Origin of the sequence: Rheinheimera mangrovi, assembly GCF_003990335.1 — a bacterium.
Lineage (GTDB): Bacteria > Pseudomonadota > Gammaproteobacteria > Enterobacterales > Alteromonadaceae > Pararheinheimera > Pararheinheimera mangrovi.
Genome location: NZ_CP034683.1, coordinates 3,002,706 through 3,018,621 on the forward strand (window position 1 = coordinate 3,002,706; position 15,916 = coordinate 3,018,621).

Below are 15,916 nucleotides of genomic sequence, written 5' to 3' on the forward strand. Positions count from 1 at the left end.
ACTTTTTAGCCATTTGGGGATTGCCGTGAGCGAGCAAAAAACGTCGTTAAGTTACAAAGACGCTGGTGTGGATATAGATGCCGGTGAGGCCTTGGTTGACCGTATTAAAGGTGCGGTAAAACGCACGACCCGTAAAGAAGTAATGGGCGGTTTAGGCGGCTTTGGTGCTTTGTGTCAAATCCCTGCTGGCTATAAAGAGCCAGTACTGGTATCAGGCACTGACGGTGTGGGTACTAAACTGCGCTTGGCGATGGATTTAAAACGCCATGACAGCGTCGGTATCGACTTAGTAGCTATGTGTGTCAATGACATTGTCGTTTCAGGTGCTGAACCTTTATTTTTTCTCGACTACTACGCGACAGGAAAGCTGGATGTAAATACCGCTGCTACTGTAGTTGAAGGTATAGCCAAAGGCTGTGAGCTGGCTGGCTGTGCTCTGGTCGGCGGTGAAACTGCTGAAATGCCAGGTATGTACCACGGCGAAGACTACGACATCGCTGGTTTTAGCGTTGGTGTGGTTGAGAAGTCTGAAATTATTGATGGCAGCAAAGTAAAAGCCGGCGATCAATTAATTGCATTAGCGGCTTCAGGCCCTCATTCCAACGGCTTTTCGTTAATTCGTAAAGTACTGGAAGTCAGCGGTCAGGATCCTCAAACCCTGCTGGAAGGCAAAACTATTGCCGATCATCTGTTAGAGCCTACCCGTATTTATGTAAAAAACCTGCTGGCTTTAATTAAATCTATGCCGGTCCATGCCTTGTGTCATATCACTGGTGGCGGTTTCTGGGAAAATATCCCACGGGTGCTGCCAGAAAACACTCAGGCAAACATCAAAGAGAGCAGCTGGCAGTGGCCTGCTATTTTCAGCTGGTTACAACAGCAAGGTAATGTAGAGCGTCACGAAATGTACCGCACCTTTAACTGTGGTGTTGGTATGATTGTGGTGGTTCCTGCAACTCACCTCGATGCGGCCTTAGCCCAGTTAAAAGCTGCTGGCGAAAATGCCTGGCATTTAGGTGAAATCAACCAGGTTGCCGCGGACGAACCTCAAGTTGTGATCCAAGGCTAAAACCATACATGAAATCTATTGTGGTATTGATTTCAGGCAGCGGCTCCAATCTGCAGGCAATTTTAGATGCCTGCAGTGCTGGTTTTATCGACGGAAAAGTCACGGCTGTGCTGTCAAACAAAGCCAAAGCTTTTGGATTGGAGCGAGCCAAAAAAGCCGGAGCTAAAGCCTTAGTGCTGGAGCATAAAGGCTATGCCGACCGCGCAGCTTATGATCAAGATTTGATCGCAACTATCGACCAGCATCAACCCGATTTGGTGGTACTTGCTGGTTTTATGCGTATTTTAACGCCTGAATTTGTCCAGCATTATCAGGGCCGTTTACTGAATATTCATCCTTCGTTATTACCCAAATATCAGGGGCTGAATACTCACCAGCGCGCTATTGATGCGGGTGATACAGAACACGGCTGTTCAGTGCATTTTGTCACTGCGGAGCTGGACGGTGGCCCGGTCATTTTGCAAGCCAAAGTGCCGGTATTCCCTGGTGATGACGCGGACACTGTCGCAGAACGTGTGCATGAGCAGGAACATCGTATTTATCCATTGGTTGTACGCTGGTTTTGCCAGAACCGTTTACAACAGCAGTCAGATAAGGCATTGTTAGACGGCCTTTTATTATCTGACCATGGATATGCAAATGACCAGGATGATGAATAAATGGCGCCTTAGTGCGTCATTTTTTTTACTCTTTTCAAGCCTCTTATCAGCTGAAGAACCCACAGCTGCTCCTGCTGCTCAATTTTCAGCTTTTGAAGCCAGTTACAATGTACTGCGCTCAGGCAAAAAACATGGTGAAGCCAAACGTTATCTGAAAACCACAGAACAAGGTTATGAACTGGGTTACAGCAGCGATATCAGTTGGCTGATATTTACCGATAAACGTTCAGAACAGTCCTTTTTTACCATTAAAGAGGGCCGCATTCAGCCCACTCGTTATGTCATGCAGCGCACTGGCTCGGGCCCAAACCGGTATTACGAGTTAAATCTGAACTGGGACAGCAAAGAGTTGCGGGTTGAGAAATCTAAAAAAATTAAAGCCATTCAGTGGAATGAACAATGGTTAGATCCGTTGAGTTATCACAACCAGTTGGCTTTGGATTTAAAAGCTGGTAAAACTGAATTTGTGTATCAGGTGCTAAACCGCCATGGTGACGAGCGCAAATACAGTTACAAAGTTGCGGGCGAGGAATGGTTATCCCTGCCCTACGGCAAAGTAAAAACTATCCGGATTGAGCGCACTGGCACAGGCGCAGATAAAGAAGTCCTGGCTTGGGTAGCACCAGAGCTGGATTATTTATTGGTGCGTTTATGGCAGGCTGAGGACAAAGTTGAGCAGTTTGATATTCAGCTGGCGACTTTCAAGCCTTCCAATTAAAGCTTTAGAACATCCATGACAGAGCCGCTTATTGCGGCTCTCCCGCTTTAAACAGTTGGGCCTGCCCACTTTCCATGACCTGCCATTGCTCGTTACAGGTTAGCGGTAAAGTGGCAATAATAGTCACCACATCTTTCTCAGTGGTTTCTTTTGAAAAATCTATGTCTACATCCATATCCGACAATAATGCCACACCAAAAGGTGCTCTTCTGGTGATCCAATGCAGTTTGGTGCTGCAATAGGCCAGCAGATAATCACCGTCAGACAGCAGCAAGTTAAACACGCCTAACTGCTGCAAGGCCGGACATAATGAAGCGAGGTAATCAAAGGCCTGTTTCATATCCGAAGGTGCAACCGGAAACTGTTGCTCAAGCTTATGAAGTAAATAACAAAAGGCATGCTCACTGTCGGTTTGCCCTACGACATGATGCTGCCCTACGTCTAAAGTTTCAAAACCGTGCAGTTGACCATTGTGGGCATAAGTCCAGTAGCGCCCCCATAAAGTGCGGGTAAAAGGATGAGTGTTTTCAAGCCCTACTCCACCACTGTTCGCCTGGCGGATATGCGCCACCACAGCGGTACTTTTAATAGGGTAATCACTAATAAGCCGTGCAATTTCCGACTGGTAACTCGGATCAGCATCTTTAAAGGTACTAACACCTTTTCCCTGATAAAAAGCTACACCCCAGCCATCTTTATGCGGACCAGTTTTGCCACCACGTTCTCTTAACCCTTTAAAACTAAAGCAGATGTCGGTAGGCACATTGGCGGACATCCCTAATAACTCACACATAGATCGGATAGCTTCCTATACTTGATAACGTGACGCACTGAAGCTGCAACAAAAGTTGACAGTAAACCAGAGTGCAAAGTAAGGAATTACTTGCATCTTTGCAACAGGCACACTACTCTAAGCTCACAGTGGTCTGACCTCTAGTTCTCAGGAGTAAATTATGGATGTGTTGATTTTTTGGGTAGCCTTGCTTGGCACAGTCGCCGTGCTCGCCTACCACAGAGCAAGTTTAACTATGTTTACAGCGTTGATCGCTGCTTTATTAGCTGTTGCAACTTTCACTGATACAGTGGGTGTGGTCAGCTGGATACTGTTTTTAGTCGTCGCTTTACCTTTGAATATTGCCAGCATACGTCAACAGTATTTAACCAAACCTTTGTTAAAACTGTACCGCAAAATTATGCCGGAAATGTCGACCACAGAAAAAGAAGCCATTGATGCCGGTACCACCTGGTGGGAAGGCGATTTATTCCGTGGCACGCCGGACTGGCACAAGCTGCACAATTATCCAAAACCACGTTTAAGTGCTGAAGAACAGGCGTTTTTAGATGGCCCTTGTGAAGAGTTACTGGCCATAGTCGATGACTGGCACACCACACATGAACGTGCTGATTTATCTCCGGAAGTGTATCAGTACTTAAAAGATCATGGTTTCTTTGCAATGATTATTAAAAAGAAATACGGTGGTCTGGAATTCTCTGCTTATGCCCAGTCTTGTGTACTGCAAAAATTAACCAGCAAAAGTATGGTGTTATCCAGCGTCGTTGGTGTACCTAACTCGTTAGGCCCAGGCGAGCTGTTACAGCACTATGGAACAGTCGAGCAACAGGACCACTACCTGCCTCGCCTAGCCAAAGGTTTAGAAATTCCTTGTTTTGCATTAACCAGCCCGGAAGCAGGTTCTGATGCGGGCGCTATCCCGGATGTGGGTATTGTCTGTAAAGGCGAATGGGAAGGCCAGGAAATTATTGGTATGCGCCTGACCTGGAATAAGCGTTATATCACCTTGGCTCCTATTGCCACTGTATTGGGTTTAGCATTTAAGATGCAGGATCCGGATGGTTTATTAGGTGACAAAAAAGATTTAGGCATCACTTGTGCTTTAATCCCTGTCTCTACACCAGGTGTAAAAATTGGTCGTCGTCACTTCCCGTTGAACGTGCCATTCCAGAATGGTCCTACTCAGGGTGAAGATGTTTTCGTACCATTGGATTACATCATAGGTGGCCCGAAAATGGCCGGTCAGGGCTGGCGTATGCTGGTGGAATGTTTGTCAGTAGGCCGCGCTATTACACTGCCTTCAAACAGTACTGGTGGTATCAAAGCTGCCGCCTTGTTAACTGGTGCTTATGCCCGCATCCGTCGTCAGTTCAAACTGCCTATAGGTAAAATGGAAGGTATAGAAGAAGCCTTAGCCCGTATCGGTGGTTATGCCTATATGGCGGAAGCTTCGACTACTATGTCGGTTGGTTCTATCGATTTAGGCGAAAAACCTTCGGTTATTTCTGCTATCACCAAGTTCCATATGACAGAGCGTATGCGTCAGGCCATTATTGATGCCATGGATATTCACGGTGGTAAAGGCATCTGTATGGGCCCGAACAACTATTTAGCCCGTGGTTATCAGGGTGCTCCGGTGGCTATTACTGTAGAAGGTGCAAACATTCTGACCCGTAACATGATTATTTACGGTCAGGGTGCTATTCGTTGCCATCCGTTTGTATTGGCTGAATTACAGGCTGCAGGTTTAGAAGACGAACGTGCTGCTGTGACTGCCTTTGACCGTGCTTTGTTTGGCCATATTGGTTTTAGCATCAGCAACTTCTTCCGTGCTTTATGGTTAGGTTTAAGCAATTCAGCCTTCTCTTCTAGCCCTTATGCAGATGCAACAGCTAAGTACTACAAACAAATGAACAGATACAGCGCTGCGTTGGCACTGATGTCTGATGTTGCTATGGGTACCATGGGTGGTGACTTAAAACGCCGTGAACGTATCTCTGCCCGTTTAGGCGATATGTTATCCATGTTGTATCTAACTTCTGCTGTACTGAAGCGTTATAACGACGACGGCCGTCCGGCGCAGGATTTACCTTTAGTGCAATGGGCTTGTGAAGACAATATGTACAAAGCTCAGGTCGCGCTGGATGAAATGCTGGATAACTTCCCGAATCGTATCGTAGGCTCAGTCTTAGGCAAGCTGTTATTCCCTTGGGGTCGTACTTTACGTAAAGCTTCGGATCAGCTGGATCATCAAGTGTCGCGCATTATGCAAACCCCTTGTGAAGCCCGCAGCCGCTTAGCAACGAACGTTTATCTGACACTGGAACCAAACAACCAGATCGGTTTAATTGAAAAAGCCCTGACGGATATTCTGGCCGCTGAACCAATCTTCGACAAAGTGGTGCATGCAGCAAATAAACGTCTGCCATTCTTCCGCTTACACGAAGTGGCCGCTTTAGGCTTAGAGCTGGGTGTGATCACCGAAGCTGAAGCAGAGAAGCTGCGCGTGGCTGAACAAGGCCGCCTGCATACCATTAACGTGGATGATTTTGATCCACTGGAACTGGCTGCAGATAAGTCACTGTTTGATAAAAAGCCAAAAGCGAAGTCTGTTGCCGCTTAAGCGACAATAACCGACAAAGAAGCCTGCCCTGTGCAGGCTTTTTTTTGCCTGTAATGATACATGGCTTAAAGATTTGATAAGGAGATCAGGTAAAGCTCAAGAGGATCATTGAACAGGAACAAAGAATAGGAAGGTTGTTGTTTGTGGTAACACAGATTTTCAGAACGCCAGAAAGCAAAAAACAGCATTGCTGCTGTTATTGTTTTTAGAGGGAGAATGGTCGGTGATGCAAGATTCGAACTTGCGACCCCTTGGACCCAAACCAAGTGCGCTACCAAGCTGCGCTAATCACCGACATATAAACCAGTCTAAAATGGGGTGGCTGATGGGGCTCGAACCCACGACAACCGGAATCACAATCCGGGACTCTACCAACTGAGCTACAGCCACCACGGTAGAACTTTTAACACTATACTTGTTGCAATGGCGCGCCCGATAGGACTCGAACCTATGACCCACGGCTTAGAAGGCCGTTGCTCTATCCAGCTGAGCTACGGGCGCCAAATTCGAGGCCGCTAGGCTCTCTTAAATGGTCGGTGATGCAAGATTCGAACTTGCGACCCCTTGGACCCAAACCAAGTGCGCTACCAAGCTGCGCTAATCACCGACTTCGCTACACTACTGCAACGGGGCGGAATATTACAGCCCAACCCTTGGAGCGTCAAACCTTTTTTGCAGCTAAAAAACTGATTGCTTAATATTTGAACCCATTTGCTATAAAAGCGACCAATACGGTGAAAATATGCTGATTTTTTAACTTTTTACGCCAGTTAAACTGATCTGCTTGGCCTCTTTGGCGTAGCTGTGCGAAAATACAAATCCTCAGATTTCAGGTCAACAGAGCAGTTTTATGGCAGCACAAATCATAGATGGCAAAGCGGTAGCTCAATCTACCCGTCAACAGGTCGCATTAAGGGTTCAGCAACGCCTTGCAGCAGGAAAAAGAGCCCCAGGCCTTGCGGTAGTACTAGTAGGTATGGATGCAGCCTCTCAGGTTTATGTAGGCAGTAAACGTAAAGCCTGTGAAGAAGTAGGTTTTGAATCCTTCTCTTACGATTTGCCATCAGGCACAACTCAACAAGAGTTATTTGATTTAATCGATACTTTAAACGCAGATAACAAAGTAGACGGTATTCTGGTGCAATTGCCTTTGCCTGCAGGTTTAGACGCTTCGGCCATTCTGGAACGTATCAATCCACTGAAAGATGTCGATGGTTTCCACCCTTACAATATTGGCCGTTTAGCGCAGCGTATGCCTGCCCTTCGTCCTTGTACGCCAAAAGGCATCATTAAGCTGCTGCAAAGCACTGGTATTCAAATCCGTGGTATGGATGCAGTGGTAGTAGGCGCATCAAACATTGTAGGCCGCCCTATGGCACTGGAGCTGTTATTGGCCGGTTGCACTACCACAGTCTGCCATAAGTTCACCAAGCAGCTGGAACAGCATGTACGCCGCGCTGATTTAGTGGTGGTGGCCGTAGGTAAGCCTGAATTTATTCCGGGCGACTGGATTAAGCCTGGTGCGCTGGTGATTGACGTAGGTATTAACCGCTTAGAATCCGGTAAACTGGTCGGTGACGTTGAATTTGATAAAGCCAAAGAGCATGCGCGTTTTATTACACCAGTGCCAGGTGGTGTAGGCCCTATGACGGTGGCCTGCCTGATTGAAAACACCTTGGAAGCTTGCGAGCAGTTCCACGATCAATAGTCAGATGCAGCCATAAATGGAAAAGGGGCAGAGCTAAAACTCTGCCCCTTTTTATTGCAGACTATTAACCCCGACGCCAGGTGGTAACACCTGCTTTATCTTCCAGAATAATACCCTTAGCCACTAAAGCGTCACGGGCAGCATCAGCCGCAGCCCAGTCTTTGTTAGCTCGTGCTGTATTGCGCTGTGTAATTAAAGCTTCAATCTCAGCCACATCATCTGAATCTGTACCTGACTGTAAAAAGGTCTCTGCATCGCCCTGCAAAATACCCATCACACTGCCGAGTTTAATTAACAAGCCCGCAAGCTGTGAAGCTTTGGTTGGATCTGTGGCTTTTTCTTTGTTGATATCACGGGCCAGTTCAAATAATACAGGCAAAGCCAAGGCCGTGTTAAAGTCGTCATCCATAGCAGCACGGAAGGTTTTGACGTAATCGTTATTCATATCGACGTCTGTCGCAGGTTTTACTTCACGCAAGGCTGTGTACAAACGGCCTAAAGCTGAATGCGCCTGCAGCAAGTTTTCAGCTGAGTAGTTCAGCTGGCTGCGGTAATGACTGGAGATCAGGAAATAACGCACAGCTTCAGCGTTGTAATCAGCCAGCACATCTTTGACAGTAAAGAAGTTGCCTAAAGATTTAGACATCTTTTCTTTATCCACCTGCACCATACCTGTATGGATCCAGGTATTGACGTACGGCGTGTCATGCGCACAGCAAGACTGAGCAATTTCGTTTTCATGGTGTGGGAACTGTAAATCTGAACCACCACCGTGAATATCAAAATGTGTGCCTAAATGCTTTGCACTCATAGCCGAACATTCAATATGCCAGCCAGGACGGCCTTCGCCCCATGGCGATGACCAGCTTGGCTCATTAGGCTTGGCCATTTTCCACAATACAAAATCCAGTGGATCGTCTTTGGCCTGATCAATTTCGACCCGGGCGCCAGATTGCAACATATCCAGGTTCTGCTGACTAAGCTGTCCATAAGCGTCGTATTTACTGACATCAAACAGTACGTCACCGTCAGAGGCGATGTAGGCGTAGCCTTTAGCCACTAAAGTTTCAATCAGCTCAATGATTTCGGCCATATGCGTGGTGACACGAGGTTCAATATCGGCAGGCATTAACCCCAGTGCATTAAAGTCATCATGCATAGCCACAGTATAACGGGCCGTTAAAGCATCACAGCTTTCGCCGTTTTCATTGGCTCTTTTGATAATTTTGTCGTCTACATCTGTGATGTTACGCACATAAGTGACGTCATAGCCGCTGAAACGTAGGTAACGGTTCATCACATCAAAAGCTACATAAGTACGGGCGTGGCCAACATGACAGAAATCATAAATAGTGATGCCGCAGACATACATAGAAACTTTGCCAGGCACTAAAGGCACAAAGGACTCTTTTTTACGGGTCAGGGTGTTAAAAATCTGTAGCATGGGCTCCTCGGGAAATCATCAAAACGGCAATCACAAAGTGCAACAGTGTAACATCAGCAAAAGCCTTGAGCTATCCTCGCTTTGTTATCTACCACAGCTGCGGTACACTATCGCCGTTTTTAAGCCATAGGAGATGATCATGGTTAGCTTACATACCAATTTTGGTGTTATTAAACTGGCATTATTTGCCGACAAAGCCCCTGCAACAGTAGAAAACTTTCTGAACTACGTAAAAGAAGGTTTTTATGACAACACCATTTTTCACCGTGTGATCAATGGCTTTATGATCCAGGGCGGTGGTTTCACTCCTGAAATGGAACAAAAAGAGCCGGGCAAACCCATCAAAAACGAAGCAAACAACAAAGTGGCTAATAAAGCCGGCACTATTGCTATGGCCCGCACCAGCGATCCACATTCAGCCACCTGCCAGTTCTTTATTAACGTGGCTAACAACGACTTTTTAGATTTCAGCTCAGAAACTTCTCAGGGCTGGGGTTACTGTGTGTTTGGTGAAGTAGTGGAAGGCATGGACGTTGTAAACAAGATTAAAACTGTGTCTACAGGTCGTAAGTTTGGTCATGCTGATGTACCAACTGACGCTGTAATCATCGAAAAAGCAGAAATCCATGGCTAAAGGCCACAGCCTTTTTATTGCCGATCTGCATTTAAGCGAACAACGCCCGGATATTACCGCGGCGTTTTTGCTTTTTTTACAGCAAAAGGCTGCCAATGCTGATGCGCTTTATATTCTGGGCGATTTGTTTGAAGTCTGGATTGGTGATGATAACCCCTCGCCTTTACTGACTGAAGTTGCTGGCGCTATCAAGGCCCTGTCCGCTAAATCTGTGCCCATCTATTTTTGCCATGGCAACCGCGACTTTTTACTGGGTAAAAAATTTGCTAAGCGCTCAGGCATGCAGTTGCTTGCGCCTCTGACCGTCGTCGATTTGTACGGCACTGCCACTTTATTGATGCATGGTGATTCGCTTTGCACTCTGGACATTGGCTATCAGAAGTTTCGAGCCTGGTGGGACCAAAAATGGTGGCAAAAGCTCATATTGTCGTTACCGCTATGGTACCGGCAACATCTGGCACGCAAAGCACGCCGTGTCAGCGCTATGGATAAAAAAGGTAAAACCTCTGACATTATGGATGTAACGCCAGATGAAGTCCCTAAAGTGATGGCTCAACATCAGGTGCAGCATTTAATTCATGGTCATACCCACAGACCTGCAGTGCACCCATTGCAACTGGCCGATGGCAGTGCAGCACAACGTTATGTGTTAGGCGACTGGTACAGCCAAAGCTCTTATCTGGATGTGTCAGTGGACGGCTGGCAACTGCACTTTAACGCCCTGCCGCCGGGTTCCAACTGAACTCTACACTGAACTGCGTATGGATTTACCTTATATCTTCAGCCTTTTCAACCGTTTAACTCCACTAGCTTGTGTAAAAGCCCTCTTTGCGTTGGATTTGGATGATTTGCTAGTCAAAAAATCCAGTCACGAAGAGGGTTCCAGATTTCAGATTATTTCGTCATGATTTAATAAACGAACCTGTTAACTGCGTCTAAAATTTCGCTTAAAAAAATAACTACATAGAGCGATACTAATAGAGGGAATGCCAACAAAGATATAAGCAAGTTCACTCATTGAAGCACCAATAGAAGTTGTAGGTAACCGATCATAGTAATAGTTCAGTACAAAGAGAGTCAGCAGTGTGATCGGGATGATGAGCAACCAAGACCATTTTGAAGGTACATAGCTAATAATAACACCTAACAAAACTGACAATATAAAGATAGAACCCCATGTGATCATATTATTCTCCTATGTAACTGATGTAATCTAACAATAGATTTAATTTTTATGGAATCAGCTGAAAACTGCCATTTCTCTCAATGACATAATGACCACTGAGGTCATCTGGAAAACGCATTAATTCGCAGCTCTGAATAATAGTACCGCCATGAAATATCTCCTTGATTTTTTGTTCCCAATACATTCATTTTCTAATGTATTGCTTTGCGCATTAAATAACAATGGAGACCTCAGGTTAATTTAACTTTTTGTAAAACAATTGATACCAGCCACACTCCATACAGCCTCGCAATTTAACTTTCCAGTAAATTTTCATAGCTTAAACTCTAATTACCGCACCTACCCGCCTATTTGTTATGTCCTTTCCTGCCTTATCAAGAGCTGTTAAAATTAACAAAAAATCGAGTTTTATAACTATGCCATTTGATACTCTGCTTCAACCGGTCTATCAGTTTTTAAAATGTCCAACCCCCCAGATTTGGCTCAACGAAGCAAAGAAGCCAGAAAGGCTGCCCGCTCTTTTACAAGACCACTTAATTTGTGAATTAAAAGCAGCGCAAACTGCCATGTATCTGCTGCGCCGTTATGCTTGCGATAAAGACAGTTCTTTAACCTTACTAAACTGGCTGAAACCTTTTGAAGACTTTGCCTATCGTTTTGACGGTGATATTCAGGGGTTAAAGCAGGCTGAAAAACTAAACAAAAGCATTATTGGCCGTTCTGATTTTGCACACTCCGATCGTATTATCGACCGCATGGTGTTGTTAATTCGCGAAGAGTTGCACCATTTTTGCCAAGTGTTGGAGATTATGCAGGCTCGCGGCATTCCCTATGAAAATATTAGCGCCAGTCGTTATGCCAGGACACTTATCCAGAACTGCAAAACCCATGAACCACAAATTCTGATCGATAAACTGATCTGTGGTGCTTACATCGAAGCCCGTTCCTGTGAGCGTTTCGCCAGACTCGCTGAATTTGTTGACCCGGAGTTAGCCAGCTTTTACACCTCCTTGTTACGCTCAGAAGCCCGGCATTTTACCGACTATCTGGAACTGGCTCAGGTGATCTCCAAATCAGATATTACAGAGCGGGTACGCTTTTTTGGTAACCTTGAAGCAGAGCTGATTTCAAGCCCGGATCCGGATTTTAAATTCCACAGCGGCGCCCCTGAGACTGCCGTTTAAACCGATATTTTTCTCTCATTTGACGCATGCGTCAGTCTGCCTGATGCATGCGTGTTTTCTTCCACAGAGATTTTTTGTCCTAAACTTGACGAACCCGTATCTATTAGCCATAACAAAGGTAAGGGTTTGTTGTGTGGCCCTGTAATGAACAACGTAGTAGCCAAGGATAACAACTATGATTTTAAATCACTTATGGGGGCTGTATGCCCATCCCAAAGAAGAATGGCATACGATAGACGCACGTCACGAAAGTTTCAGATACAGTTTAATTCACATCCTGCTTGTCGCCTTAATTCCCTCCGTCTGTGCTTATTATTCGGCGGTGCACATCGGCTGGAGCATTGGTGTGGGTGAAGCTATACGTTTAACTGCAGAAAGCGCCATGATGCTTTCTGTTGCAATGTATGTGGCTTTAATAGGCGGGGTCTTTGCATTGGCCTATCTGGCACACTGGATGGCTCATACTTTTGGTTCTGAACCCACTTATACCCAAACACTAGAGCTGGCCTCTTATACTTCGACGCCACTTTTTATGGTAGGTTTTGCTGCATTATTCCCGGAGCTTTGGTTTGTCATGCTGGTAGGGTTGGCTGGCTTAACCTATTCGGTGTATTTGTTGTATGTGGGTGTGCCGATCCTGATGCATATACCTGAAGAACGTGGCTTTATTTACGCCAGCTCAGTGGTGACCACAGGCCTGATTCTGCTGGTTTGTGTGATGACAGCTACAGCTATTTTATGGAGTTCCGGCTTCGGTCCGGCTTTTACTCATTAGCTGGTCAAACAAATATAAAAAAGGCTGTCTGTGACAGTAATGCCAGTCAGTTAAGCTGACTGGCATTAACTCATTGCCTTTGATTTTTTTCTGCAGTAACCGCGCTTCCATATACTCCGGCAAGCACTGCCATTTCTTTCTTGCCTGAGGACTTGTTGTCAGTCGTACCAGGTAGTCCTGCTTTCCAAGCTTTTCTATCACTTCATACTGAGTGCCTTTTTTCAGCGGGATAAGCCAGTGCCGGCTTTGCCCTTTGCTCTGCCATGCGTGCAGCAGCCCTAACGAATAAAACCCACGGTCAAATAACGTCAGGCTGTTGTCCGGCGTATTTTCAACCAATTGCTCTGCCAGCACCATTTCATTGGTGCTGTACCCATCCATGGCTGCATTCACCAGCAAATGACTGGTCAGCTCCATCTGACACACCATTCTGACCATGGGCCAGGCCGATTCGCCAGCTGTGGTTTTTGGCTTCGTAAAGGCTTCTGTATTTTCCTTTGTATCTGGTGTACGCCAGACAACTCCGTCCACCCCCAGTAACTGCAGACCGCACCAGCGTGGGTGTTCGGCTTCCTTGTGCCACAGCCTTTGGGTGTGATGAAACACCTGCCGCATCGCTTCAAAACCCAACCGCTGCCTCCCCTGAACAACAGCGCTGGGGCCACCAATTCACGTCGACCGGGTAGCATAATTTGCATTTTATCTGCAATGCTCCAGACATCTTTACCACGATAAAGCGCCATACCAAGTACAACCAACACTAAGGATTCTAAGGGCAATCGACGGCGACGCACGGTCGCGATACCAGCCTCTTCAAGGCACTGGCTGATAAATTCTTCGGGTAAAAGCTGGTGTAACGCACCTGTATTCAGGTTCGTTGGGAAATAGCGATTGGCAAGGGTTAAAGCGGTAACTAATTGCATAGAAAAAGGCCTGCAACATCTCTGTTGCAGGCCTTTATACATTAACCACTGGATCGGTCAACCGATCTGATATTTGCTTAACTGATCGGCATTATGTCTGTGACAGCCCTTTTTTATTCAACTTCTGAGCAGTATTAGTTGCCTTCGTTATGTAACTCTAAACTGGCAGATAATTCAGCTTCTTTTTTCTTCTTTGCCGCTTCGTTGCGCTGTGCATCCAAACGGTTCAGGTAAGCCTGATCAATGTCGTTAGTCACATAAACACCATCAAACACTGAAGTTTCAAAACGCTTCAGTTCCGGATTTTGTGAACGCACTGCGTCCACTAAATCTTCCAGTGACTGGAAAATCAAACCATCTGCACCAATAATTTTGCAGATGCTTTCAACATCGTGACCATGAGCAATCAGCTCGTTGGCCGATGGCATATCAATACCGTAGACGTTCGGGAAACGAATTTCCGGAGCCGCAGAGGCGAAATACACTTTCTTTGCACCGGCTTCACGCGCCATATCAATGATTTGCTGTGAAGTTGTACCACGAACTATAGAGTCATCCACCAGCAAGACGTTTTTGCCTTTGAATTCCTGCCAAATCGCGTTCAGTTTACGTTTGACTGACTTTTTACGCTCCCCTTGACCCGGCATAATAAAAGTACGGCCAATGTAACGGTTTTTCACATAACCCTGACGGTATGGCAAACCTAACTCATGCGCAATTTGCAACGCAGCATCGTTACTGGTTTCAGGAATTGGAATGACCACATCAATATCTAAATGCGCCCATTCTTTTTTGATTTTCTCACCCAGCTTTTTACCCATAGCCACGCGGGATGCATACACAGACACATTGTCTATGGTGGAGTCCGGACGGGCAAAATACACGTATTCAAAAATACATGGGGCATAACTTGGGTTTTCAGCACATTGCTGGCTAAACAACTCGCCATCTTCGGTGATATACACAGCTTCACCAGGCGCTACATCACGCAGAACAGTAAAACCGTCCGCATCTAAAGCCACACTTTCTGAAGCCACCATATACTCAGTGCCAAGCGCAGTTTCGCGTTTCCCCATCACTAAAGGACGGATACCGTTTGGATCACGAAATGCCACTAAACCATGGCCAATAACGACTGCCACCACCGCATAACCACCACGGATTTTACGATGTAAATTAGTGACTGCACCAAAAATATGGTCAGGGTTTACATGCATATCGGCATGAATATCCAGCTCATGGGCAAAAGCGTTTAACAGCGCTTCTGAGTCTGAGTTGGTATTAACATGACGACGAGCGGTACGGAATAACTCGTCTTTTAATTCTTCAGAGTTCGTCAGGTTGCCGTTGTGCGCCAGGGCTATACCAAATGGACTATTGGTATAAAATGGCTGAGCTTCGGCCGTACTGGCTGAACCCGCTGTTGGGTAACGCACGTGGCCTATGCCCATATTGCCAGACAAACGCTGCATATGGCGGGCTTCAAATACGTCTTTCACTAAGCCATTGGCTTTGCGTAAACGTAAGGTTTTGTTGTCTACTGTCACTATGCCGGCGGCATCCTGACCACGGTGCTGCAACACAGTTAAACCGTCGTACAACGCCTGATTGACCGGATACTTACCTACGATTCCAACAATACCACACATCGATTATTTCCTCGCCACGCTTAGGGTCGCTGCATAAAACTGGAATGGTTTTTGATGTACTCAAAAAACCATTCAATGATAAAACCAAATTCGGGTATTAGTTTGGACGCTTGCCACCACTCGCTTTGATCAGCGCCAGTAAAAGCATCCAGGAAAAATAACAATGCACTGACCACCAACACGCCACGCAGGGCGCCAAAGATCAGACCAAGTAAACGGTCGGTGCCAGACAAACCTGTAGATTCAACCAAACGGCCAATCAGGTAATTAATTAAGGCACCAAGAATAAGAGTAGAGATAAACAGAACAGCGATAGAAACCGCATTACGCACCAGTGCGTCTTGCAATTCAGTGAAATAGGTTGCCAGATAGGGGTAGTAATAACTGGCAACAAAAAAGGCCAGTATCCAGATAATCAGTGAAACCGCTTCTTTGGCAAATCCCCGGACCAGACTGATCACAGTCGACAGGCCGATAATTGCCAGAATGGCATAATCAATCCAAACCATTTGCTACCAAAGGATGCTTAAGGACGGCGCGCATTCTACCAA

The 15,916-nt window shown here is 46.1% G+C and carries 13 protein-coding genes, 4 tRNA genes and 1 pseudogene; 9 read left to right on the top strand and 9 right to left on the bottom strand.

Going from position 1 to position 15,916, the window contains the following annotated elements; all coding sequences use genetic code 11:
• The first annotated feature begins 25 nt into the window (after nt 1-25).
• Genes purM through EK374_RS13470 form a run of 3 tightly spaced genes read left to right on the top strand, consistent with a single transcriptional unit; the run spans nt 26 to nt 2,446 of the window.
• The gene (purM, locus tag EK374_RS13460) at nt 26-1,069 is read left to right on the top strand and encodes a phosphoribosylformylglycinamidine cyclo-ligase (RefSeq protein WP_127024524.1); all 1,044 of its coding nucleotides are present in this window, start codon (nt 26-28) and stop codon (nt 1,067-1,069) included.
• Nucleotides 1,070-1,077: 8 nt separating this feature from the next.
• Complete coding sequence (gene purN / locus EK374_RS13465) at nt 1,078-1,728, top strand: phosphoribosylglycinamide formyltransferase (RefSeq protein WP_127024527.1); 651 nt, start codon at nt 1,078-1,080, stop codon at nt 1,726-1,728.
• Nucleotides 1,709-2,446, top strand: coding sequence for a DUF3108 domain-containing protein (locus EK374_RS13470; RefSeq protein ID WP_233280253.1), 738 nt, complete (start codon nt 1,709-1,711; stop codon nt 2,444-2,446). The genes purN and EK374_RS13470 overlap by 20 nt, the downstream gene beginning before the upstream one ends.
• Nucleotides 2,447-2,474: 28 nt before the next feature.
• On the opposite strand, the gene EK374_RS13475 is transcribed toward EK374_RS13470, so the two are convergent.
• A complete protein-coding gene (locus EK374_RS13475) occupies nt 2,475-3,239 on the bottom strand; it encodes a class II glutamine amidotransferase (RefSeq protein WP_127024529.1) in 765 nt (254 codons plus the stop codon).
• A 160-nt stretch (nt 3,240-3,399) separates the two neighbouring features.
• On the opposite strand from EK374_RS13475, the gene fadE reads away from it, so the two are divergent.
• Nucleotides 3,400-5,862 carry an acyl-CoA dehydrogenase FadE gene (fadE, locus tag EK374_RS13480; RefSeq protein ID WP_127024532.1) on the top strand — a complete coding sequence of 821 codons (2,463 nt, stop codon included), beginning with the start codon at nt 3,400-3,402 and terminating at the stop codon, nt 5,860-5,862.
• A gap of 217 nt (nt 5,863-6,079) precedes the next feature.
• On the opposite strand, the gene EK374_RS13485 is transcribed toward fadE, so the two are convergent.
• The 4 genes from EK374_RS13485 to EK374_RS13500 all read right to left on the bottom strand — a co-directional run bounded on the left by EK374_RS13485 (nt 6,080) and on the right by EK374_RS13500 (nt 6,469).
• Nucleotides 6,080-6,156: transfer RNA gene (locus tag EK374_RS13485), tRNA-Pro, on the bottom strand.
• Nucleotides 6,157-6,176: 20 nt separating this feature from the next.
• A tRNA-His gene (locus EK374_RS13490) sits at nt 6,177-6,252 on the bottom strand.
• A 34-nt stretch (nt 6,253-6,286) separates the two neighbouring features.
• Nucleotides 6,287-6,363: transfer RNA gene (locus EK374_RS13495), tRNA-Arg, on the bottom strand.
• 29 nt (nt 6,364-6,392) lie between these two features.
• Nucleotides 6,393-6,469 (bottom strand) — tRNA-Pro (locus EK374_RS13500).
• 243 nt (nt 6,470-6,712) lie between these two features.
• On the opposite strand from EK374_RS13500, the gene folD reads away from it, so the two are divergent.
• A complete protein-coding gene (gene folD / locus EK374_RS13505; RefSeq protein ID WP_127024535.1) occupies nt 6,713-7,570 on the top strand; it encodes a bifunctional methylenetetrahydrofolate dehydrogenase/methenyltetrahydrofolate cyclohydrolase FolD in 858 nt (285 codons plus the stop codon).
• A gap of 64 nt (nt 7,571-7,634) precedes the next feature.
• On the opposite strand, the gene cysS is transcribed toward folD, so the two are convergent.
• Complete coding sequence (gene cysS, locus EK374_RS13510) at nt 7,635-9,014, bottom strand: cysteine--tRNA ligase (protein ID WP_127024538.1); 1,380 nt, start codon at nt 9,012-9,014, stop codon at nt 7,635-7,637.
• Nucleotides 9,015-9,153: 139 nt separating this feature from the next.
• Here cysS and EK374_RS13515 point away from each other — a divergent pair, with 139 nt between their 5' ends.
• The 4 genes from EK374_RS13515 to EK374_RS13530 all read left to right on the top strand — a co-directional run bounded on the left by EK374_RS13515 (nt 9,154) and on the right by EK374_RS13530 (nt 12,793).
• Complete coding sequence (locus EK374_RS13515) at nt 9,154-9,648, top strand: peptidylprolyl isomerase (RefSeq protein ID WP_127024540.1); 495 nt, start codon at nt 9,154-9,156, stop codon at nt 9,646-9,648.
• The gene (gene lpxH / locus EK374_RS13520) at nt 9,641-10,390 is read left to right on the top strand and encodes a UDP-2,3-diacylglucosamine diphosphatase (RefSeq protein ID WP_127024544.1); all 750 of its coding nucleotides are present in this window, start codon (nt 9,641-9,643) and stop codon (nt 10,388-10,390) included. The genes EK374_RS13515 and lpxH overlap by 8 nt, the downstream gene beginning before the upstream one ends.
• An 860-nt stretch (nt 10,391-11,250) precedes the next feature.
• Nucleotides 11,251-12,018, top strand: coding sequence for a tRNA isopentenyl-2-thiomethyl-A-37 hydroxylase MiaE (gene miaE / locus EK374_RS13525; protein ID WP_127024547.1), 768 nt, complete (start codon nt 11,251-11,253; stop codon nt 12,016-12,018).
• 175 nt (nt 12,019-12,193) lie between these two features.
• Nucleotides 12,194-12,793 (top strand): Yip1 family protein, encoded by a 600-nt coding sequence (locus EK374_RS13530; protein WP_127024551.1) that lies wholly within the window; start codon nt 12,194-12,196, stop codon nt 12,791-12,793.
• A gap of 75 nt (nt 12,794-12,868) precedes the next feature.
• Here EK374_RS13530 and EK374_RS13535 read toward each other — a convergent pair.
• The 3 genes and pseudogenes from EK374_RS13535 to EK374_RS13550 form a co-directional block, all read right to left on the bottom strand.
• Nucleotides 12,869-13,665: pseudogene (locus tag EK374_RS13535) on the bottom strand (IS4 family transposase); the annotation flags it as partial.
• A gap of 185 nt (nt 13,666-13,850) precedes the next feature.
• Nucleotides 13,851-15,365, bottom strand: coding sequence for an amidophosphoribosyltransferase (gene purF / locus EK374_RS13545; protein ID WP_127024560.1), 1,515 nt, complete (start codon nt 15,363-15,365; stop codon nt 13,851-13,853).
• Between the two features lie 20 nt (nt 15,366-15,385).
• Nucleotides 15,386-15,874 carry a CvpA family protein gene (locus EK374_RS13550; RefSeq protein ID WP_127024564.1) on the bottom strand — a complete coding sequence of 163 codons (489 nt, stop codon included), beginning with the start codon at nt 15,872-15,874 and terminating at the stop codon, nt 15,386-15,388.
• Between the last annotated feature and the right edge of the window lie 42 nt (nt 15,875-15,916).

Coding starts and splice junctions, on each gene's coding strand:
- purN (WP_127024527.1), top strand. CDS start 1,078: ATGAAATCTATTGTGGTATTGATTTCAGGCAGCGGCTCCAATCTGCAG.
- EK374_RS13470 (WP_233280253.1), top strand. CDS start 1,709: ATGACCAGGATGATGAATAAATGGCGCCTTAGTGCGTCATTTTTTTTA.
- EK374_RS13475 (WP_127024529.1), bottom strand. CDS start 3,239: ATGTGTGAGTTATTAGGGATGTCCGCCAATGTGCCTACCGACATCTGC.
- fadE (WP_127024532.1), top strand. CDS start 3,400: ATGGATGTGTTGATTTTTTGGGTAGCCTTGCTTGGCACAGTCGCCGTG.
- folD (WP_127024535.1), top strand. CDS start 6,713: ATGGCAGCACAAATCATAGATGGCAAAGCGGTAGCTCAATCTACCCGT.
- cysS (WP_127024538.1), bottom strand. CDS start 9,014: ATGCTACAGATTTTTAACACCCTGACCCGTAAAAAAGAGTCCTTTGTG.
- EK374_RS13515 (WP_127024540.1), top strand. CDS start 9,154: ATGGTTAGCTTACATACCAATTTTGGTGTTATTAAACTGGCATTATTT.
- lpxH (WP_127024544.1), top strand. CDS start 9,641: ATGGCTAAAGGCCACAGCCTTTTTATTGCCGATCTGCATTTAAGCGAA.
- miaE (WP_127024547.1), top strand. CDS start 11,251: ATGCCATTTGATACTCTGCTTCAACCGGTCTATCAGTTTTTAAAATGT.
- EK374_RS13530 (WP_127024551.1), top strand. CDS start 12,194: ATGATTTTAAATCACTTATGGGGGCTGTATGCCCATCCCAAAGAAGAA.
- purF (WP_127024560.1), bottom strand. CDS start 15,365: ATGTGTGGTATTGTTGGAATCGTAGGTAAGTATCCGGTCAATCAGGCG.
- EK374_RS13550 (WP_127024564.1), bottom strand. CDS start 15,874: ATGGTTTGGATTGATTATGCCATTCTGGCAATTATCGGCCTGTCGACT.